The following is a 19965-nucleotide window of genomic DNA, read 5'->3' on the forward strand; positions in this document are numbered from 1 at the left end:
CCTCGGCGCCACCTACCCCGCCACCCCCTGACCCCCCCACACCCCCGCTGCGCCCCACCGCGGTCCCCGGGTGGGGCGCGCCGGCGGCCGCCCCCCCCCCCCCCCCCGGGGGGGGCCCCCCCACCAGTCCCGCCGCCGGAGGTGCCCCATGACCAACGCACGGGAACTGTACGAGCGCACCGTCGCCGAACTCGCCCCGGCCGCCGCCCACAACCGCCTCGTCGAACTGGTGGAGGCCGGCACCGCACCCGTCGAGGCACTGCGCCGGATCGCCGGCGAGGAGTACCGGATCATCCACAGCGACCGCCGCTCCTTCGCCCTGATCGCCGCCCGCCACGCCGACAGTTCCCCCACCTCCGCCGCGTTCTTCCTCGGGCTCGCGGAGGGCGAAGGCCAGGCACTCGACCTGCTCACCCCCTTCGCCACCGCCGTCGGCCTCCCGCCCGCCGACCTGGCCGCCTACCGCCCCCGCCCGGCCGCGCAGACCTACCCGCACTACCTCGCCTGGCTCTCCCAGAACGGCCGCCTCGGCGAGACCGTCCTCGCCCTCCTCGCCAACTTCGGCTTCTGGGGCGGCTACTGCGCCCGCCTCGCCAAGGCCCTCCCCGTCCACTACGGCCTCTCCACCGAAGCCACCGCCTTCTTCCGCTACTTCGCCACCCTCCCCCCGGACTTCGAACCCACCGCCCTCAGCCTCCTCCAACTCGCCCTCGACGAAGGAGAATCCGCCGAGGGCGCCCGGCACGCCGCCGTCATGATGCAGGCGTACGAGGCGTCCTTCTGGGCGGCACTGCTCTAGCGCTTCAGCCGGTACACCACCGTCCGCCGGTGCTCCCCCGGCGGCAGCGTCACATCCTCGAAGTCCGCCGCCGGGTCGTACGTCATGCCCAGGCGTTCCGCCACCGCCCGCGACGGAGCGTTCCCGGCCGCGATCAGCGCCAGGATCTCCGGCAGCGCCAACTCCTCGAATCCGTACCGGAGTACAGCCCGCGCCGCCTCCGTCGCGTAACCGTGGCCCCACGCGTCCCGGTGCAGCCGCCAGCCCGCCTCGACGCCCTCGACCGGCGCCTCCTCGTCCACCGGATCGAGCCCGGCGAACCCCAGGAACCGCCCCCCGTCCCGGAGTTCGACGGCCCACCAGCCCCAGCCGCGTTCGGCGAGCTCCGCCCGGAACGCCTCCAACGCCCCCGCAGACTGCTCCCGGGTCATCACCGCACCGAAATACCGTCGTACCTCGGGGTGGGCGTTCAACTCCGCCCACCGGTCCAGGTCGCTGTCCTGCCACTGGCGCAACAGCAGCCGGGGCGTGGTCAGTTCGACGAATGCCGCCATCTCAGACCCCCGCCCCGGCCAGAACCTCGCCCGCCAGCTTCTCCGCCGCGTCCAGCACCGCACCGAGCGCCGCCGGGTCGGCCCCGCCAGGGGCGAACAACGCCTGCGCCCGCCGCTCGAAGTCCGGTGGCGCGGAAGGGAGTTGCCCGGCCGAGGCGATCGCCCCCTTCTCGTTCACCAGCCACCGCCCGTCCCGCGCGTGCAGCGCGTGCACCAGCAGACCGACCGCCCGGAACAGGCACCCCTGCACATAACCGGCATCGCCGCGCCGCGCCCCCTTGCGCGCATTGGCCAGCGCGAACGGCACCTCCCACCCGGCGTCCGCCTCCAACCGCCGCGCCAACTCGGCCGGGAATTCCCGCACTTCACCCTGAAGCGCGGCCAACGACCCGTCCCGGTCCGCCAGCACCCGTCCCATCGCCAACTCGCCGACGTACGCGTACGACGGCACCCCGTACGGATGCCCGGCCTGCTGGCCCTGAACGTAACGCCCGCCCCGCGCCTCGGCGGCGTACTCGCGGACCCGGGCAACGTCCCGGTAGATCCAGTCGACCCGCACCGGGCCCAGATCCAGCCACGCCCCGCCGTCCACCCAGGGACCCCAACCGCCGGGCTCGGTCACCTCGACGGGCCCGCCGCAGAGTTCGGCCGCCAGCCGGCGCAGCGCGTCGGTGTCCAACTCACCGGCCCGGTAGTACAACCCCAAGTCGTAGTCGGAACCCGCACCATGCGCCCCACGCGCCCGGCTACCGCCCAGGCAGACGCCGACAATTCCCTCGACCGCCACCAGCCGCGAGGCGATCCGCCCGAGCTCGGCCTCGCTCAACTCGCCATGCCCACTGTTCTCATTCATCGCCCGCCACGATGCCGCACCGCCCCCTCCCCCGCCAGACGTTTTCGCCCGGACGGCCGCCCGGAAGGCGCGGTGCGGCACGAGCCGAACCCAACCGACCGTGAGAACCCGAAAGTTACCGCGCGTCGGCGCTCAAGTCGGCCTCCGCGCCGACGAGTTCCTTGCCCATGCAGATGCTGAGCTCGTGGTCCTTGTAGTAGCCGAACTTGCGGATCTCGACGTACCCCTCGGAGCTGTACAGCCCGACCGCCTCGGGCTGCAGGGTGCCGGTCTCCAGCACCAGCCGCGTCCGGCCGGCGGCGATCGCGGCCTGTTCGAGGTGGCGCAGCAGGGTGCGGGAGTAGCCCTTGCCGCGGGCGGCGGGGACGACGTACATCCGCTTGAGTTCGGCGTCGCCGTCGCGCAGGCCGTCCGCGTCGCGCTCCTTGACCCGCCATCCGCCGCAGGCCACCGGCTCGCCGTCCACGTAACCGATCACGAACAGCCCGGCGGGCGGGTCGAAGTGGTCGGTGTGCATGGCGGTCTGGTCGCCGTCGCCGTAGCGCAGGACGTACTCCTGCTGGACGTCGGCGGCGAGCTTCTGGGCGTCGGGGTGTCCGAAGCCGGTGGTGCGGATCTCCATGTCGGTCAAGGGTACGGGCCGCTTCCTGGCGGCCTTTCGGCGGGCGGCCGGCCCCGCGCATCCGGACGGCCGTTCGGGGTGCGCCCGCAAACCGCCGTTCAGGCGATTTCCGGGCGGGCGCCTCGGGGTCAACCCGTTTGCCGCACACCATCATCTATTACTTTTTGTCACCATTAAGGCACTTTCTGTCAACTTGTCCCCGCCCCCGTGAGGAGCATCCCGTGATTCTCTCGATCTCAGGCATCGTGCTGTTCGGCGTCATCGCCTTCCTGTTCTTCCGCCGGGACGGGCTGAAGATCTCGCACGCCCTGGTGTGCGCACTGTTCGGTTTCTACGTCGCGGGTTCCTCGATCGCCCCGAGCATCCAGGCGGGCGGCGCGAGCCTGGCCAGCCTGATCGGCGGCCTGAAGTTCTGACCGGCCCCACCTCCTTGCGGCCCGGGCGCGGAGGTCCCACCGCCCCGGGCCTTTCGCCGACCCGGGCCGTCCCCGCCGGCGACCGACCGACCGTCGAAACACCACCCGCCTCGGGAGCCAGCATGTCCCTCATCCGCCACTTCCATCGGGGCCGCGACCTCGCCCGCACGGCCGGCGACCACGCCGCCGACGTGTTCACGCCGCTGACGCTGATCGGCCGCGGCCTGCTCCGCCACGCCGACTGGGCCAAGACCCGCTGGGCGGCCACCCCGAAGGAGCGGCGCGGCCCGACGCTGCTGGTCGGCGCGGCTGTCACGCTCGGCATCTTCCTGCTGCCGCACGGCCCGCTGATCGCACTGATCGCCCTGGTCGCCTCGGCCGCCTGGGTCGGCCGCAACCCCAAGTCCGCCGCCGAGCCGCAGCCGGACCACGCCGACGTCAAGCTGACCGCGCTGTACGCGGCGCTCACCCCGTACCTCGGCGGGTTCGACGAGCCGTTCGCGCTGTACCGGCTGGACGGCGAGTGGCGGGCCGCGTTCTCCGGCTGGGAGTTCGACCCGGACGGGCGGCTCACCGCACTGGAGATCTCCTACCCGGCGTACTTCACCGACACCGAGCCCGCCGCCCGGGCCCGGATCGAGCAGGTGGTGCAGGGCAAGGCGGGCCGCTCCCGGGAGTACCGCTTCGACTGGGACGAGGAGATCAACCGGCTGCGGGTGACCGCACTGGCGCCGCTGCCGGCCGAAATCGTGGCGCAGCGTTTCGTCACCGCGCCGGGCGAGATCGTGCTCGGCTTCACCGACGGCACGGGCAGCCACCGCACCATCCCGGTCGAGCAGGGCGGGGTGACCGAGCAGCAGCCGCCGGTGGTGTGGCGGGTCGGCCCGCGCTCGGCCGAGCCGCACCTGCTGGCGCTGGGCGCCGCCGGTTACGGCACCTCGACGCTGCTGCGTTCGATCGCGCTGCAGGCGCTGCCGTACGGCGACCTGGTGGTGGTGGACGGCGCGAGCACCGGCGAGCACGCCTGCCTGGTGAACCGCCCGGGCGTGTACACCGTGGAGACCAGCCTGCACGGGGCGCTGGCCGCGCTGGAGTGGGTGGCGAAGGAGACCGAGCGCCGGCTGATCACGCTGAACGCGGCCCGCCACCACGGGGTGCCGGCGCCGGCGGACGTCACCCGGCCGCTGTGGATCCTGCTGGACCACCTCACCGAGCTGTCCGAACTCGCCCACGCCGAGGGCCGCACCGACCCGCAGGAGCTGCTGGAGGTGCCGCTGCGGCACGGCCGGGCGGCGCGCGTCACGGTGGTGTTCGTGGACGACCTGGACGCCCGGCACCGGATCGCCGCCACGGTGCACACCTGCACCCGGGCCCGGATGGTGCTCGGCCCGGTCACCTCCGAGTCCGGCTCGGCCGGGCTCGGCGTCCCGCTGGACATCGCGCCCGCCGCGCACACCCCGCCCGGCCGCGGCTACGCCCGGCTCGGCACCGCCGCCCCGGTCCGGGTCCAGGTCCCGGTCACGGTGGACCCGCTGGACGAGGAGGCCCCGCCGGCCCTGCGCGAGGCGGTGATCGCGCTGCTGCCGCACCGCGACAGCCCGATCGAGGCGCCCGCCCCGACCGCGGCCGAGCCCGCCGACTCCGACCCGGAGGACGCCGTTGAGGTCGCCGCGGAGGTTGCCGCGGTGCAGCTGACCAAGGACGCCGCCCCGACGCAGTCGCGTCCGGCCTGACGGACCCGCGCGGTTGCCCCCGATTCACGCCGACCAGAAGTGCACAAAATGTGACACGCCGGGTGATATCACCGCGCAGATGTGACAAATCGGGCGACCATGGGTACAAACAGGGGCGGCACGACAGGCGACGTATGTCCCGGACGGGAATCTTCGTCGGAGGTCGAGCGTTGGACCCATCGACGAAGACAGCGACCACTAGTCCTGTGGGCAAGAAGCCCGGGAGGCACGATTCATGAGCGAGCGAGCTCTCCGCGGCACGCGACTCGGGGCGACCAGCTACGAGACCGACCGCGGTATTGATCTGGCACCGCGCCAGACCGTTGAGTACGCATGTCAGAACGGACACCGATTCGAGGTGCCGTTCTCGGTCGAGGCGGAGATCCCCGTGGTGTGGGAATGCCGCTTCTGTGGCCAGGAGGCCGCACTCCTCGACGGTGAGGAGCCCGAGGAGAAGAAGACCAAGCCCACGCGCACCCACTGGGACATGCTGATGGAGCGCCGGACCCGCGAGGAGCTGGAGGAGGTTCTGGCCGAGCGCCTGGCCGTACTCCGTTCCGGTGGGATGAACCTGGCGGTCCACCCGCGGGATTCCCGCAAGTCCGCCTGACGGACCGTAACACCGCACCACTGCCGAAGGGCCCCGGAACTTCCGGGGCCCTTCGGCGTTCCCGGCTCCGGAGCGAGGAAGCGAGGAACAGAAAACTCCCCGCTCCGGAGCGATCCGGAGCGGGGAGAGTGACCGGAGCGGGGAGAGTGAGAGGCGGGGAGAGTGACCGGGGTCAGGGGGCGATCGGCGGCCGGTACTCGGTGTCCGGGCCCTTCGGGCCGGCCGCCGGGTCGACGACCTCGCCCTGGACGACCTTGCCGTCGGGACGGTGGATGCGCAGCTGCTCCTGCAGGCGCATCGCGTCCGCGAACCGGTCCGCGCCGACCGGGGCGGTGGAGCGCAGCACCGTGCCGGTGAGCCGGCGGGCGGCGGCGCGCCACACGGCGCGGGTGGGCGGGAGCAACAGGGTGGCGGCCAGCAGGTCGGACAGGAAGCCCGGCAGGATCAGCAGGACGCCGGCCAGCACCGTCATCGAGGTGCCGGTCTGCGGCTGCGCGGACTGCGGGTCCTTCGACAGTTCGACCGCGGCGCGGAACGCCCGTACCCCGGCGCGCTTGATCACCGTGCCGCCGAGGAACACTCCGGCGAGCAGCAGCACCAGCGTCAGGAACCAGCCCACCCAGCCGGCCACCACGGTGACCAGCCAGATCTCCAGCACCAGCCAGGCGGCGATCATCAGCGGCACGAATCGGGCGATGCGCCCGCGCCGGGTCGGACGGGCCGAGGTTGCTTGCTGGGACACGGTACGGATCCACTCCATCGCGGTGCTCTCAGCGGCGGCCGGCGACTCCGGCCGCGTTCACGGCACCACCCTGGACAACGGCCCGGCACCGCCGGGTGTTCCGCCGCTCCGGCCCTGACCTGCCGCTGACCGGCTGCACAGAGGTCCGAAACGGCCGGGCGCGGCCCAGCACGCGCCAGGACCGCCCCGAGCCGCCGAACGCCCGCTCAGGCCCGCTTGGCCGCCCGGCGCCGCTGCCACCCGGCCGCGGCGGCGAAGCCGCAGGCCAGCAGGCCGCCGAGGGCGAGCACCCACTCCGGCCCGGCGCCGACCTTGTCGGCGACCGTCTGGCCGTCGCGCAGCGGCACCACGGCGCTCAGCACTTCCTGGTCGAGCTCCTTGGTGCGCTGCTCGACCACACCGTCCGGGGTGATCACCGCGCTGACGCCGCTGGTGGCCGCGATCAGCACCGCCCGGCCGTGCTCGACCGCCCGCAGCCGGGACATCGCCAGCTGCTGCTCGGTCTGCCCGGTGTTGTTGTAGGTGGCGTTGTTGGTCTGCACGACCAGCACCCGGCCGCCCTGGTTGACGGTGTCGCGGACGATCTCGTCGTAGGCCACCTCGAAGCAGATCACGTCGCCGATCCGGGCCGGGCCCAGGTGCATGACGCCGCTGCCGGTGCCGGGGTAGAAGTCGCGGGCGACCCGCTGCAGGCGGGTGATCACCTTGGAGAGTTCGGCGCGGAACGGTACGTACTCGCCGAACGGCACCGGGTGCTGCTTGGTGTAGGACTCCCCCGGGCCGGAGTTCGGGTCCCACACGATGCCCTCGTTGCGCACGTGCTGCTGGTCCGGGCCGTCGACCAGGGCGCCGACCAGGGTGGGGACGCCGATGGTCTTCACGGCCTGGTCGATCCGGGCGTAGGCCGCCGGGTCGGTGAACGGGTCGAGGTCGGAGGCGTTCTCCGGCCAGATCACCACGTCGGGCTTGGGCACCCGGCCGGCCGCGACGTCCTCGGCGAGCTGCTCGGTGGTCTTGGCGTGGTTGTTCAGGACGAGCATCGGCCGGCCGAGGAAGTCCATGCCGGGGCGGTCCACGTTGCCCTGGACGATCGCGACCTTCACGGTGTCGGCGGCCGTGGTCGGCACGGGCACCGCGTAGCCGACCAGCACCAGTCCGACGGCCGCCAGGCTGCCCGCGGCGGTGCGCCACGGCAGTACGGCGGTGCCGGCCCGGCGGGCCCGCAGCACGCACAGCGCCGCCCAGGCCAGCAGCGCGCCGCAGGAGGCGACCGCGAAGGTCACCAGCGGGGCGCCGCCGAGCGCGGCGAGCGACGTGAACGGGCTGGCGGTGTTGGCGAACGCCAGCCGGCCCCACGGGAAGCCGCCGAACGGCAGCCGGTCGCGCGCCCACTCCTGGGTCACCCAGAGCATCGCGCCCCAGAGCGGCCAGCCGCGCAGCTTCGAGGTCAGCGCCAGGCCCGCGCCCATCAGCGCGAAGAACACCGACTCGATCGCCGACAGGCCGACCACGCCGTCCCAGCCCACCACCCGCAGCCAGGACAGCAGCACCACGAAGAACGGCAGCCCGAACACGTAGCCCAGCCAGGCGCCGTGCCGGGCCCGCCGGCCCCGGGTCAGCAGCGTCAGCGCCGCCACCCCGAGCATCGACAGCGGCCACACGTCGTACGGCGGGAACGCGAACGCCATCGCCGTCCCGCACACCGCGGCCAGGCCGGTCCGGGCCCACCATCCCCCGCGGCCGCGGCGCGCCGGCGCCCCGTCCTCCGGCTTCTGCCCGGTCACGGGGCGCTCCTGCGAAACGGGCAGTGCCACCTGCGCACCATCTCTCTACTTCGTACGACGTCCCCCGAAAGGTACATCACGCGTAGCGAGGGCCTGTTAGGCCTGGTGGGTGTGCACCGTCCGCCCGCGGACGACGGTGCGCAGGCAGGTGGGGAGGGGCTCGCCAGGGGTGAGGTCGGGGAGGCCGGGGGTGCCGGAGCGCGGGTCGGTGGACCAGCCGGCGATGCGGTTGTCGGGGGCCTGGACGACCAGGTCGGTGGTGGCCCAGACCGCGTAGGAGGCGACCGCGCCGGGGACGAGCACGCCGTCGGTGTCGTGGCCGAGGGCGCGGTGGCCGCCGCGGGTGTGGGCGGTGAACGCGGCGCGCACCGAGATCCGGTGCTCGGGGGTGCGGTGGAACGCGGCGGCCCGGACGGTGCCCCACGGGTCGAGCGGGGTGACGGGCGCGTCGGAGCCGAAGGCCAACGGAATGCCGGCCCGCAGCATCGCCGCGAACGGGTTGAGCTGCGCGGCGCGTTCGGCGCCGAGGCGCTCGGCGTACATGCCGTCGGGGCCGCCCCAGGTGGCGTCGAAGGCGGGCTGGACGGAGGCGGTCAGGCCGAGTTCGGCGAACGCGGCGAGGGTCTCCGGGGTGAGCGCCTCGGCGTGCTCAACGCGGTGCCGCATCGCCTTGACGCGTTCGGCGCCGAGCTTCTCCCCGGCGGCGCGCACGCCCTCGACGACGGCGGTGATCGCGGCGTCGCCGATGGCGTGGAACCCGGCCTGCAGGCCGGCCTCGGTGCAGGCGGCGACGTGCTCGGCGATCTGCTCGGCCGTCAGGTAGGCGACGCCGGTGTGGTCGGTGTCGGCGTAGCTCTCGTGCAGGCAGGCGGTGTGCGAGCCGAGCGCGCCGTCGACGAACAGGTCGCCGCCGGCGCCGACCGCGCCGAGCCGCTTGGCGGTCTCGACACCCGCGGCGCCGAGCTCGCCCCAGTAGCCGAAGACCTCGGGGCCGTCGGTCTCGGCGGCCAGCGCGAGCAGCGCGGCGAGGTCCTCGGCGGAGGAGATGTCGGGGCCGGCGCACTCGTGCAGCGCGCCGATGCCGAGTTCGGCGGCGCGGCGCAGCGTGGCGAGCTGGGCGTCGCGGCGCTGGGCGGCGGTGAGGTGGGCGAGGGCGGCGCGGCGGACGGCGTGGTGGGCGTCCTGGGTGAGCGGGCCGTCGGCGGCGTACCCGGCGCAGTCGGCCAGCGTCGGGACGAGGGCGCGCAGGGCGCTGGTGGCGAGGCCGGAGTGGACGTCGGTGCGGGACAGGTAGAGCGCGGCTCCGCCGGCGGCGGCGTCGAGTTCGGCGAGCGACGGGGCGCGGTGCTCGGGCCAGCGGGTCTCGTCCCAGCCGTGGCCGAGCAGGATGCCGTCGCCGAAACCCTCGGTGAAGGAGGCGATCGCGGCGAGCGCGTCGGCGAGCGAGGCGCAGGCGGTCAGGTCGAGGCCGGTGAGGGCGAGGCCGGTGGAGGTGGCGTGCACGTGGGCGTCGACGAACGCGGGGGTGACCAGGGCGCCGGCGAGGTCGACGATCTCGTCGGCGACGTCGGCGTACGCCTCGGCGGCTCCGTCGCTGCCGACCCAGGCGATGTGTTCGCCCTCGACCAGCATGGCGGTGGCGAAGGGGTCGGCGGGGCTGTAGACGTTGCCGCCGCGCAGCAGGACGGTCCGGTCGGTGCGTTCGGTCATGGCGACCAGTCTCGCACTACGGACGGTCAGAGCTTCGGGGGGCGGGCCTCGTACGGGGTGGAGAGGACGACGGTGGTGCGGGTGGAGACGCCGGCGGCGGAGCGGATCCGGGCGAGCAGGTCCTCCAGGTCGCCGGGGCCGGGGACGCGGACCTTGAGGATGTAGTTCTCGTCGCCGGCGACGCTGTGGCAGGCCTCGATCTCGGGGAGGCCGACCAGCCGGTCGGGGGTGTCGTCGGGCGCGCTCGGGTCGAAGGGCTTGACCGAGATGAACGCGGTGAGCGCCAGATCGACGGCCTCCGGGTCGACGATGGCGGTGTAGCCGCGGATGACACCGCGCTGCTCGAGGCGGCGCACCCGCTGGTGCACGGCCGAGGTGGACAGGCCGGTGGCCTTGCCCAGGTCGGTGTAGCTCATCCGTCCGTCCTGCAGCAGCAGCCGGACGATGCGCTGGTCGAGTTCCTCCACAAGGCGTCAACCTACTCGATCCTTACCGGGCTGTGCAGCGAGCTCGCTGGGGGCGCATTCGGGGGGCACATGCCAACGGAATGTGGCGAGGAACACATGTGGTGCATCACCGTGCGCCGGAGCGCAGGGTTATGACACGCCGTCAGCGGGAAGTGCTGCTGGTGGCCCGGACAACGAGTGACTCCGGCCCGATCCGAGGGGGATCAGATGCCTTCCACCGACCAGCGTTCCGACGTCGAGGACGAACCCGGCGCGCCCGAGCTGTCCCTGGGGACGGACGCGGGTGCGGCCGACAACTGGGAGATCGTCCGGGTGCACTGCCCGGCCTGCGACCGTCCGATCGCCCTGATCGGGGACGAGGAGCGGCTGCCGCAGCACGCGGTGCTGCCCTCCGCGTGGAACCCCTTCCAGTCGGCGATCTGCCGGGGCACCGGCGCGCCGACGGCCGACCTGCCGGAGTCCGAGGAGCAGCCCGAGCAGGCCGGCCCGGAGAACCTGGTGACGCTGCCGACGGCGCTGGACTGGCGCACCCAGCCGTTCTCGCACGCGGGTGCCCACCGCGCGGTGCGGGCGCTGGTGCCCGCGCAGCGCGACCGCCGGGCGGCCTGAACCGCCGGATCCCGTCGAGGGTGCCGCGGGCCGGCGCCCTCCGGGAGAGCCCATCCCGGCCACGTAGGCTGGCCGGATGAGCGATGCCTTCCCCGACCTGTCCGCGCTGGCCGCGGGCCTGCTCGCGCTGCCGCCGTCGCTGGGCCAGGTGCGGCTGGTCGCGGTGGACGGGCACGCCGGTTCCGGCAAGACCACCTTCGCGGGGCGGCTCGCGGCGGCGCTCGGCGGTGCGCCGGTGGTGCACCTGGACGATCTGGCGACCCACCGGGAGCCGTTCGGCTGGGTGGGCCGCCTGCGGGCCCAGGTGCTGGATCCGCTGGGGCGGGGCGAGTCGGCCCGGCACGGCGTGTACGACTGGACGGCGCGGGAGTTCGGCCCGGTGCGCGAGGTCCCGCCGGCCCCGGTGGTGCTGCTGGAGGGGGTGGGCGCGGGCCGGCGGGCGGTGCGTCCGGCGCTGGCGGCGCTGCTGTGGATGGAGCTGGACGCGGCGGCGGCGCGGGCGCGCGGGGAGCTGCGCGACGGTCCGGAACTGGCCGAGTTCTGGGCGGGTTGGGCGCTGGCGGAGCGGGCGCATTTCGCCGCCGATCCGAGCCGCCCGTTCGCTTCGCTGCGGGTCGACGGGATCACCGGGCGGATCGTCGGGGACACCCTGAGTGAACCGGTTGAACCACTCTTGACCTGCGGCGTCGTCAGGATCTAAGTTCTGCTTGTCGCGGAAATCAGTTGAATCCGCAACCATAGACCGGCGTCTCCGACTTGTTCCCCCGTGAGTCGGAGACGCCGTTTTCCTTTGCGCCGGGCGGCGCCCCGCGCCCCAACACCCGATCGTCTCGCGCCATTTGACGCGCGCGGCACCCTTACGGATCAGCTCCGCGCCGGTACCATGCCCACGCAGGCCCGTTTGTAAGCGGCCCGAGGTCTGGCGGGGGGCGTCAGTGACGGTGGAGAGTTCCGGCGGCAAGGGGCCCGCCGCGGCGGGGCCGGATCCGGAGGCCGACCGCTCCTGGTCGCGTGCCATGGACGCCTACACGGCCGGCTCGTACGCCCGCGCCGAGGAGGAGTTCCGGGCGGCGGTGCGGATCGATCCCGGCATGGCGGACGCCTGGTTGGGCCTGCACGCGCTGCGCAGCGACACCGCGGGCGCGCTGCTGGCGATGCACCGGCACCGGGAGCGGTTCGGCGAGCAGCGCGAGCGGCACCGCCGTCCGCTCAGTTCCTGGTACTGGCTGGGCTGGTGGGTGCAGCCGGTGCTGGAGAGCGCGCAGGATCTCGCGCTGGCGTACGCCTCGCACTGGCTGGACGGGCGTCATCTCACCGAGCTGGACCAGGCGTTGACGGCATGTCCGACGCCGGAGCAGGAGCCGGCGGTGCGTTTCCTGCACGCCTGCCGCTGCTACCTGTTGAAGGACTGGGAGCAGCTGATCCGGGACACCGACCGGCTGTTGGACGATCCGGTGCTGGGCATCGAGGCCGGCCTGTTCGCGGGGATGGCCCGGGTCCGGCTCGACATGTGCGCGCAGGCGCAGCGCCCGCTGGCGGCCTCGCTGGCCCGCTGCCGTTCCGAGCAGCCGCAGCGCAAGGAGTTGCGCTACTGGCTGGGCCGGGCGTACGAGGGCGCGGGGCGCACCGCGGCGGCGCTGCCGCTGTACCGGGCGGTGCACCGGACCGATCCGGCGTTCATGGACACCGAGCAGCGGCTGGCGGCGATTTCCGCCGAGGACGGGCTGCTGGACGGCGCGGCGTACGGCGAGTCGTACGGCGAGTCGTACGGCGAGTACCGGGGCGCCGCGGTGGAGGCCGCCGTCGAGTTGGCGGATGGCGCGTTCGATCCGGCGGAGGACGGCGGGCCGGAGCGGGCCCAGCCGCCGGCCGGGGAGCCGCGCGGCGGGCAGCTGGCCGAACGGGCGTCCGGCCCTTCGCCGTTACCCCTGCGGCTGGGCAACTGGCCCGCGGCGGCGGCGATTCCGCCCACCGGGCCGAACCCTGGGCCGGCCGCCCGGCTGGAGCTGGACCAGGCGCTGGCGGAGCTGGAGGCGATGGTCGGCCTCGATCCGGTGAAGCGTCAAGTGCGGGCGCTGTCGGCGCAGTTGCGGATGGCGCGGCTGCGCGCGGACCGGGGCCTGCCGGTGCAGCCGCCGAAACGGCACTTCGTGTTCTCCGGCCCCTCGGGCACCGGCAAGACCACGGTGGCCCGGATCCTCGGCCGGGTCTTCCACGCGCTCGGGCTGCTCTCCGGGGATCACCTGGTGGAGGCCCAACGAGCCGATCTGGTGGGCGAGTTCCTCGGGCAGACGGCGGTGAAGGCGAACGAGCTGATCGACTCGGCGCTGGACGGCGTGCTGTTCATCGACGAGGCGTACTCGCTGGCCAACTCCGGCTACAGCAAGGGCGACGCGTTCGGCGACGAGGCGCTGCAGGTGCTGCTGAAGCGGGCCGAGGACAACCGGGACCGGCTGGTGGTGATCCTGGCCGGTTACCCCGAGGGCATGAACCGGCTGCTGGCGACCAACCCGGGCCTGAACTCGCGGTTCACCACCCGGGTCGACTTCCCGTCCTACCGCCCGGCCGAACTCGCGGAGATCGGCGCCCAGTTGGCGCGGACGGACGGCGACGAGTGGGACGTGGACGCGGCCGAGGAGCTCGCCTCGATCTGCGGCCACGTGGTCACCGAGGGCTGGATCGACCAGCTCGGCAACGGCCGGTTCATCCGCACCCTGTACGAAAAGTCCTGCGCCTACCGGGACTTGCGGCTCTCCGGCCAGCGCGGCGTCCCCTCCCGGGAGGATCTGGCGACGCTGCGGCTGCCGGATCTCCTCCAGGCGTACGGCGAGCTGATCGACGGGCGGCAGTGACGTCCCCGGGTCCGCACTGCTGAGTCAGGCCTCTTCGGCGATCTGCCGGGTGGCCTCGCGCTGGAGGTCGCCGGCGCGGCGCAGGAAGTCGAGGATCGTGGCGAGTTCGGCGTCCGGGTACTGCTGGTAGAGCTCGGCGAGGCCGGCGGCGAAGGGCGCGAACAGCGGGGCGAAGCGGGCTTCGAGGTCGGGGGCGGCCGCCAGGAAGATGCGGCGCCGATCCTTGGAGTCGCGCTCCCGCTGGATGAAGCCCTTGCGTTCGAGCCGCTCGATCAGCCCGGAGACCGTGGCGGGGGCGAGTCCGGTGCGCGCGGCCAGGTCCCCGGCGCTCAGCGGGGCCTCGCGCTGGATCAGGTCCAGTGTCTTCTCCTCGACCGGGCTCAGGCCCATCCGTTCACTGACGGCCGCGTGGTACATCACTGCGGCATTGCTGAACTCCCTTCCCGCGTCGGCGAGTTCGGAGACGAGCTGGTCCCTTGACGGCTGCATGCACCCTCCATACATTTAGTTCGGCCGAACGAAATATTACCGGACGGGGGGCTCCCTTCGCCATGGAACGCAACGCCGAGAACGAGCTCCGCGCACTTTTCGCCGAGTATTGCCACACCTGGACGGCCGCCGACTCCGAGGGCTTCGGCCGCCTCTTCACCGAGGACGCCGACTACGTGTCGTACGACGGGAGTTGGGCGGCCGGCCGGCCGCGGCTGACGGACAACCACGACAAGCTGTTCCGCGGCGTGATCGCCGGTTCGGCGCTGGTCGGCGGGATCGAGTCGCTGCGCTTCGTCACCGACTCGGTGGCCGTGCTGGTCGGCAACGGCTCAGTGCTGATGCCCTGGCGCCGCCGGCTCCCCCGCCGCCGGCTGTCCCGGCAGATCATCGTCTGCGTCCGCACCGCCGAGGGCTGGCGGATCGCGGCGATCCAGAACGGCCGCCAGCGCCCGATCACCATCCCCGAGCCGGAGTCGGTGCCCGCCCGGATGTCCCGCGCGACCACCCGCACCGCCCGCCGGCTCGGCATCGGCCGGGCCCGCCAGGTCACCCTCCCCTGACCTGGCGGGCGCGCCTCATATCGAAGTGCCGGTCAGGAAGGCGGTGAGGATGCGGCGCAGCCGGGGTTCGACCTCGACGATCGCGTGGCCGAGCCGGGTGTCGCCCGCGTAGAGGGCCTGGAGTCGCGGGCCGGGGGTGGCCATCTGCCACAGGGCGCCGGCCATGCCGGTGGCGGTGGCGGCCAGGTCGAGCACCTGCTGCTCCGTCAGGCCCAGGAGGCGGTTCAACTCGGCGCCTATCAGGGCGACTTCGTCCAGCGTGACGAGCTTGAAGGTGCGCACCGCCTCCAGCGAGACGTTGCGCTCCAGGTTGAGCGGGGCCTGCGCGAGCAGGTCGCAGAACATCGGGCGGGCCGACAGCGTGGCGGCGAGCAGCTCGGCGACCTCGGCGGGCGTGGCCCGCTCCCGGGCCGCGAGGTCGGCGCGCAGCGCGCCGGACCACTCCCGCCAGCCCTGGGCGGTGAGTTCGAGGAAGATCTGCTCCCTGGTCTCGAAGTACCGCAGCAGCGCCGATTTGTGCATGCCCACCTCGGCGGCGATGTCGGTGAGCGTGACGTCGCGGATGCCGCGCCCCTCGCCGAGCGCCCGGGCCGCGTCCAGGATCGCTCCTTCGCGCGCCTGCTTGGCCTCGGCACTGCGGGCACGCTGGAAGGCTGGCTGAGTCATGGGGCCATTCTAGGAGCCGCTAACGCAACGGCGTTGCGATAATAAGAGAACAGTGTTGTACTAAACCCATGAGCGAAGAAGCGCGCACCACCCAGCAGCAGGTCTGGTTCATCACCGGTTCGTCCCGCGGCTTCGGCCGTGCCCTGGTCACCGCCGTCCTCGACGCGGGCGACCTGGTCGTCGCCACCGCCCGCCGCCCCGAGCCGCTCGCCGCGGAACTGGCCGAGTACGGCGACCGCGTCCTCACCGTCCCGCTGGACGTCACCGACCCCACCGCGGCGCAGGCGGCGATCGACGCCGCGCTCGCCCGCTTCGGCCGCATCGACGTGCTGGTGAACAACGCCGGCTACGCGAACGTCTCGCCGGTGGAGACCTCGGACGACGCCGACTTCCGCGCCCAGTTCGAGACCAACTTCTGGGGCGTCTACCACGTGACGAAGGCGGCGCTGCCCGCCCTGCGCCGTCAGGGGTCGGGCACCGTCGTGCAGTTCTCCTCGGTCGGCGGGCGGGTCGGCGGCTCCCCCGGCATCGCCTCCTACCAGGCCGCCAAGTTCGCGGTGGACGGCTTCACCCGCGCCCTGGCCACCGAGACCGCGCCGTTCGGCATCCGCTACCTGGTGGTCGAGCCGAGCGGTTTCGCCACCGACTGGGCGGGCGCCTCGATGACCGCCCACCCCGTCCCCGAGGCCTACGACCAGACGGTCGGCGCGATGAACCGCCGGATGCGCCAGGGCGAGGCCGGGGCCGCCGGAGACCCGGAGCGCGCCGCCGAGATCATCGTCCGCACGGTCCGCGGCGGCGAGCTCCCCAGCCACCTGCTGCTCGGCGTCAACGCGGTGACCATGGCCCTCGAGTACTCCCGCCGCCAGCTCGCCGAGGCCACCGCCTGGGAGCAGGTCAGCCGCTCCGCCGACTTCGCCGAGCCGTACCCGGTGGAGCTGCCGGCGGCGCGGTGAGCCCGGTCAGCAGTGGCAGTTGACGGCCAGCACCACGGCATCCGGGTCGATGGCGTCCAGGTAGGCGTCGACGTACTGCTGGTAGCCCTCGGGATTGTCGCGGGGCCAGTCGAGGTAGTCGGTCCAGGTACCGTCCAGCCGCAGCAGCGCGAAGCCGGCGACGGCGGAGGCGCGGGCCTCGGCGACGGTCTCGGCCCGGCCTCCGGCGAATCGGACCGGCCACTTCATCGGATCGTCGCCGCGGCCGGGCAGCCACGCGTCGTAGTCCTCCCCGGCGCGCCGGCCGAGGGCGTCGCGCAGCGCGTCGAGGTCCAGCAGGCCGCGCGGGCCGCCGTCGCAGCGCCAGGGCAGCCCGAGCAGCGGGTCACGGTCGGGGTGTCCCTCGAACCAGCTGTTCCACAGCCGCGGGTCGCCGGCCGCCTCCGGCCGGTGCAGGAAGTACCGGCCCTCGAGCCGGCCCTGGAGCTTGCGGTCCCACTGGCCGTTCGGGTTCCACTCCCGCTGCCAGAACCCCCGGCCGTTCCCGTCCAGGTACAGCGCCTTGTCGTGCGGCAGTTCGTACCCGTGGGCCGAGTTGTACGCGTCGGCGACCTGCGCCCAGGTCAGTTCGACGCCCTGCGGCAGCGCCCCGCCCGCCCGCAGCTCCTCGACCCAGGGGACGCCGTTGGGGTCCTCCGCGTCGTACCTGCCGTCCTGGGCGTTGTACGGCTCCATCACCTCGGCGAGCGCGGCCTCGTACTGCTCGGGCGGCATCGGCGGCAGGACGACGAGCACGTCGAAGCTGGACATCGGGGTTCCTCCGGTCGCGGACCGGCCGGTCCGTGGGCAATCGGCCGACGCAGTATGTCAGCGGCCGATCGGGCCCCGCACCCCGTTTAGGACAGGCCCCCGGACACGCCTCGGCCCCGCCGCAGCTGACTGCGACGGGGCCGGGGCGGGTGGTCAGCGCTGGGTGGCCGACGGGGGGCGGTGGTCGGGGTCGTGGACCTCGCCCACCAGTTCCTCCAGGACGTCCTCCAGGGCGACCAGGCCGAGCTGGTTGCCGTCCGCGTCGACCACGGCGGCCAGGTGGGCGGCGGCGCGGCGCATCGCGGCGAGCGCGTCGTCCAGCGGCAGGCCGGGGCGCAGCACGGTGATCGGCCGCCACAGCCGGTCGGGGACGGGCGCGGTCAGGTCGTCGACCTCCAGCGAGTCCTTGACGTGCAGGTAGCCGAGCACGGCGTCCTGTTCGTCGGTGACCGGGAAGCGCGAGAAGCCGGTGCGGACGGCCAGTTCCTGGATCTGCTCGGCGGTGACGTCCCGGCCGACGGTGACCAGCTGGTCGGCGGGCAGCAGCACCTCGGTGACGGGGCGGCTGCCCATCTCCAGGGCGTCCTCCAGGCGTTCGCGGCGGGTGTCGTCCAGCAGGCCGGCCTCGCCGGAGTCGGCCAGCAGGTGCAGCAGCTGTTCGCTGGTGAACACCGAGTTGACCTCGTCCTTGGGCTCGACCCGGAACAGCCGCAGCACGCCGTTGGCGAAGGCGTTCAGGAAGCTGATCGCCGGGGCCAGCCAGCGGGCGAGGCGGTCCAGCGGCGGGCCGAGCCACAGCACGGCCTTCTCCGGTCCGGCCAGCGCCAGGTTCTTCGGCACCATCTCGCCGATCACCATGTGCAGGAACACCACCAGGCTGAGCGCGATGGCGTAGCTGAGCAGGTGGATCGCCGAGTCGGGCACGCCGGCCGCGTGGAAGGCGGGCTCCAGCAGGTGCGCGATGGTCGGCTCGGCGAGCGCGCCGAGCAGCAGCGAGCAGACGGTGATGCCGAGCTGGGCGGCGGCCAGCATCGCGGAGACGTTGGACAGCGCGTGCAGCACGGTGCGGGCGCGCTTGTCGCCGGCCTCGGCGAGCGGTTCGATCTGGCTGCGGCGCACCGAGATGACGGCGAACTCGGCGCCGACGAAGAACGCGTTGCCGAGCAGCAGGAACAGCGAGAAGGCGAGTTGCAGGGCGCTCATCGGTGACCGTCCTGGTCGTCGTTCTCGTTCTCGGAGTGGGTGCGGCGCACCTCGACCCGGCTGGTGCGGTGCCGGTCGACGGCGGTCACGGTCAGCTTCCAGTCCGGCAGTTCGGCGCTCTCGCCGACGGCGGGGAGCTTGCCGAGCAGGTCGGAGAGCAGTCCGCCGAGGGTCTCGTACGGTCCGTCGGGGGCGTGCAGGCCGATCTTGGCGAGCTGGTCGAGCCGGGCCCGGCCGTCGGCGTCCCAGACCGGCAGTCCGTCCTGCGGCTCGAGCGGGCGCAGGTCGGGCGTGTCCTCGGGGTCGTGCTCGTCCTGGACCTCGCCGACCACCTCTTCGACGATGTCCTCGATGGTGGCGACGCCGGCGGTGCCGCCGTACTCGTCGACCACCACGGCCATCGGTTCGCGGCCGCGCAGCAGGTCGAGCAGCCGCTCGACGGGCAGCGTCTCGGGGACCAGCAGCGGCGGAGAGGCCAGGTGCCGGACCTTGGTGTGGTCGCGGCGCGCGGCGGGGACGGCGAGGGCGTCCTTGAGCGTGACGGTGCCGGTGACGTTGTCCAGGCTGTCGCTGTACACCGGGAAGCGGCTCAGCCCGGTGGCCCGGGTGAGGTTGAGCACGTCGCCGGCGGTGGCGTCCTCCTGGAGCGCGGAGACGTCGATCCGCGGGGTCATCACGGATTCGGCGGTCAGCTCGCGCAGGCCGAGGGTGCGCACGAACAGGACGGTCGACTCCTCGTCCATCGCGCCGGCCTGGTAGGAGTGCCGGGCGAGCGCGACGAGTTCGTCGGCGGTGCGGGCGTGACCGAGTTCCTCCTGCGGTTCGACGCCGAAGGCCCGGACGATCCGGTCGGCGGAGCCGTTCAGGAACGCGATCAGCGGGCGGCAGGCGGCGGAGAACACGCGCTGCGGTCCGACCACGGCGTAGGCGACCTGCATCGGGTGGGAGATCGCCCAGTTCTTCGGGACGAGTTCGCCGATCACCATCTGCAGCACGGTGGCGAGCACCAGGCCGACGATCAGCGCGGTGCCGCGGGCCGCCGCGTCGGGCAGGCCGACGGCGGTGAACACCGGCGAGAGCAGGGTGGACAGCGCCGGCTCGGCGAGCATGCCGACCACCAGTGAGGTGATGGTGATGCCGAGCTGGGCGCCGGAGAGCTGGAAGGACAGCTGGTGCAGGGCCTTGGAGAGGCTCTTCGCCCGGCTGTCACCGGTGGCCGCGGCGCGTTCCACGGTGCCGCGGTCAGCGGTCACGAACGCGAACTCGGCGGCCACGAACAGGCCGTTGGCGAGGATGAGCAGGAATGCCGCGAGCAGCAGGAGCCAGGCGGTGGTCATCGGGCCGCCCGCCTTTTCTGGCTCGGAGTGTGCGTGGCGGCGCGGGTACTACCGGACGGATCGTCCATCGAGGGGAGGTGTCACTCCTCAGGTCGCGGGTGGGCGCGGAAAGCTGGACACATGGGGGCTTTGCCGCGGTTTTACCAGCGTAGACGATACCGGAACGGTTCTCGGGGCCTGCTCGGCGGACGGCCGGGGCCCGCGTCAGGTCCGCTCGACCGCCTGCCGGGGG

At 73.2% G+C, this 19965-nt stretch carries 21 protein-coding genes; 9 read left to right on the forward strand and 12 right to left on the reverse strand.

Annotated features, from left to right (window positions below):
- Nucleotides 1-148: 148 nt before the first annotated feature.
- The gene (locus ACGFWJ_RS24900) at nucleotides 149-799 is read left to right on the forward strand and encodes a transcriptional regulator (protein ID WP_392953324.1); all 651 of its coding nucleotides are present in this window, start codon (nucleotides 149-151) and stop codon (nucleotides 797-799) included.
- On the opposite strand, the gene ACGFWJ_RS24905 is transcribed toward ACGFWJ_RS24900, so the two are convergent.
- The 3 genes from ACGFWJ_RS24905 to ACGFWJ_RS24915 form a co-directional block, all read right to left on the reverse strand.
- Nucleotides 796-1332 (reverse strand): GNAT family N-acetyltransferase, encoded by a 537-nt coding sequence (locus tag ACGFWJ_RS24905; RefSeq protein ID WP_392953327.1) that lies wholly within the window; start codon nucleotides 1330-1332, stop codon nucleotides 796-798. The genes ACGFWJ_RS24900 and ACGFWJ_RS24905 overlap by 4 nt on opposite strands.
- A 1-nt stretch (nucleotide 1333) precedes the next feature.
- On the reverse strand, nucleotides 1334-2185 hold the full coding sequence (locus tag ACGFWJ_RS24910) for a nucleotidyltransferase domain-containing protein (protein ID WP_392953330.1): 852 nt from the start codon (nucleotides 2183-2185) through the stop codon (nucleotides 1334-1336).
- Nucleotides 2186-2300: 115 nt separating this feature from the next.
- Nucleotides 2301-2807 (reverse strand): GNAT family N-acetyltransferase, encoded by a 507-nt coding sequence (locus tag ACGFWJ_RS24915; protein WP_392953333.1) that lies wholly within the window; start codon nucleotides 2805-2807, stop codon nucleotides 2301-2303.
- A gap of 221 nt (nucleotides 2808-3028) precedes the next feature.
- Between ACGFWJ_RS24915 and ACGFWJ_RS24920 the strand changes: the two genes are divergently transcribed.
- The 3 genes from ACGFWJ_RS24920 to ACGFWJ_RS24930 all read left to right on the forward strand — a co-directional run bounded on the left by ACGFWJ_RS24920 (nucleotide 3029) and on the right by ACGFWJ_RS24930 (nucleotide 5566).
- On the forward strand, nucleotides 3029-3223 hold the full coding sequence (locus tag ACGFWJ_RS24920; RefSeq protein ID WP_014134294.1) for a hypothetical protein: 195 nt from the start codon (nucleotides 3029-3031) through the stop codon (nucleotides 3221-3223).
- Between the two features lie 122 nt (nucleotides 3224-3345).
- Nucleotides 3346-4956 (forward strand): hypothetical protein, encoded by a 1611-nt coding sequence (locus ACGFWJ_RS24925; protein WP_392953337.1) that lies wholly within the window; start codon nucleotides 3346-3348, stop codon nucleotides 4954-4956.
- Nucleotides 4957-5191: 235 nt separating this feature from the next.
- Nucleotides 5192-5566: an RNA polymerase-binding protein RbpA gene (locus tag ACGFWJ_RS24930; protein ID WP_073816413.1), complete on the forward strand. Its 375-nt coding sequence runs from the start codon at nucleotides 5192-5194 to the stop codon at nucleotides 5564-5566.
- 172 nt (nucleotides 5567-5738) lie between these two features.
- Here the strand turns inward: ACGFWJ_RS24930 and fxsA are convergent, their stop codons facing one another.
- The 4 genes from fxsA to ACGFWJ_RS24950 all read right to left on the reverse strand — a co-directional run bounded on the left by fxsA (nucleotide 5739) and on the right by ACGFWJ_RS24950 (nucleotide 10269).
- A complete protein-coding gene (gene fxsA / locus ACGFWJ_RS24935) occupies nucleotides 5739-6308 on the reverse strand; it encodes an FxsA family membrane protein (protein ID WP_392953340.1) in 570 nt (189 codons plus the stop codon).
- A 206-nt stretch (nucleotides 6309-6514) separates the two neighbouring features.
- Entirely contained in the window at nucleotides 6515-8122 is a 1608-nt protein-coding gene (gene lnt, locus ACGFWJ_RS24940) for an apolipoprotein N-acyltransferase (RefSeq protein ID WP_392953343.1), read from the reverse strand.
- Between the two features lie 66 nt (nucleotides 8123-8188).
- Entirely contained in the window at nucleotides 8189-9802 is a 1614-nt protein-coding gene (locus ACGFWJ_RS24945) for an amidohydrolase (RefSeq protein WP_392953346.1), read from the reverse strand.
- Between the two features lie 26 nt (nucleotides 9803-9828).
- Entirely contained in the window at nucleotides 9829-10269 is a 441-nt protein-coding gene (locus ACGFWJ_RS24950; protein WP_387642693.1) for an Lrp/AsnC family transcriptional regulator, read from the reverse strand.
- 207 nt (nucleotides 10270-10476) lie between these two features.
- Here ACGFWJ_RS24950 and ACGFWJ_RS24955 point away from each other — a divergent pair, with 207 nt between their 5' ends.
- From ACGFWJ_RS24955 to ACGFWJ_RS24965, 3 genes are all read left to right on the forward strand, one after another.
- Nucleotides 10477-10878 carry a hypothetical protein gene (locus ACGFWJ_RS24955; RefSeq protein WP_387642694.1) on the forward strand — a complete coding sequence of 134 codons (402 nt, stop codon included), beginning with the start codon at nucleotides 10477-10479 and terminating at the stop codon, nucleotides 10876-10878.
- 76 nt (nucleotides 10879-10954) lie between these two features.
- Entirely contained in the window at nucleotides 10955-11578 is a 624-nt protein-coding gene (locus ACGFWJ_RS24960) for a uridine kinase (protein WP_392953350.1), read from the forward strand.
- Nucleotides 11579-11894: 316 nt separating this feature from the next.
- On the forward strand, nucleotides 11895-13730 hold the full coding sequence (locus ACGFWJ_RS24965; RefSeq protein ID WP_392953732.1) for an AAA family ATPase: 1836 nt from the start codon (nucleotides 11895-11897) through the stop codon (nucleotides 13728-13730).
- A 24-nt stretch (nucleotides 13731-13754) separates the two neighbouring features.
- Here the strand turns inward: ACGFWJ_RS24965 and ACGFWJ_RS24970 are convergent, their stop codons facing one another.
- Nucleotides 13755-14219, reverse strand: coding sequence for a MarR family winged helix-turn-helix transcriptional regulator (locus tag ACGFWJ_RS24970; protein ID WP_392953353.1), 465 nt, complete (start codon nucleotides 14217-14219; stop codon nucleotides 13755-13757).
- Between the two features lie 62 nt (nucleotides 14220-14281).
- On the opposite strand from ACGFWJ_RS24970, the gene ACGFWJ_RS24975 reads away from it, so the two are divergent.
- Nucleotides 14282-14782, forward strand: a complete 501-nt coding sequence (locus ACGFWJ_RS24975) for an SgcJ/EcaC family oxidoreductase (protein WP_392953356.1) — start codon at nucleotides 14282-14284, stop codon at nucleotides 14780-14782.
- A 15-nt stretch (nucleotides 14783-14797) separates the two neighbouring features.
- On the opposite strand, the gene ACGFWJ_RS24980 is transcribed toward ACGFWJ_RS24975, so the two are convergent.
- The gene (locus ACGFWJ_RS24980; protein ID WP_392953359.1) at nucleotides 14798-15448 is read right to left on the reverse strand and encodes a TetR family transcriptional regulator; all 651 of its coding nucleotides are present in this window, start codon (nucleotides 15446-15448) and stop codon (nucleotides 14798-14800) included.
- Between the two features lie 68 nt (nucleotides 15449-15516).
- Between ACGFWJ_RS24980 and ACGFWJ_RS24985 the strand changes: the two genes are divergently transcribed.
- Nucleotides 15517-16404: an SDR family NAD(P)-dependent oxidoreductase gene (locus ACGFWJ_RS24985; protein ID WP_392953362.1), complete on the forward strand. Its 888-nt coding sequence runs from the start codon at nucleotides 15517-15519 to the stop codon at nucleotides 16402-16404.
- A 6-nt stretch (nucleotides 16405-16410) separates the two neighbouring features.
- Here ACGFWJ_RS24985 and ACGFWJ_RS24990 read toward each other — a convergent pair whose 3' ends face one another.
- From ACGFWJ_RS24990 to ACGFWJ_RS25000, 3 genes are all read right to left on the reverse strand, one after another.
- Entirely contained in the window at nucleotides 16411-17193 is a 783-nt protein-coding gene (locus ACGFWJ_RS24990) for a hypothetical protein (protein WP_392953365.1), read from the reverse strand.
- Nucleotides 17194-17346: 153 nt separating this feature from the next.
- On the reverse strand, nucleotides 17347-18396 hold the full coding sequence (locus tag ACGFWJ_RS24995; RefSeq protein ID WP_387642700.1) for a hemolysin family protein: 1050 nt from the start codon (nucleotides 18394-18396) through the stop codon (nucleotides 17347-17349).
- Nucleotides 18393-19733, reverse strand: a complete 1341-nt coding sequence (locus ACGFWJ_RS25000) for a hemolysin family protein (protein ID WP_392953368.1) — start codon at nucleotides 19731-19733, stop codon at nucleotides 18393-18395. The genes ACGFWJ_RS24995 and ACGFWJ_RS25000 overlap by 4 nt, the downstream gene beginning before the upstream one ends.
- Between the last annotated feature and the right edge of the window lie 232 nt (nucleotides 19734-19965).

This window comes from Kitasatospora sp. NPDC048407 (genome assembly GCF_043200475.1).
Lineage (GTDB): Bacteria > Actinomycetota > Actinomycetes > Streptomycetales > Streptomycetaceae > Kitasatospora.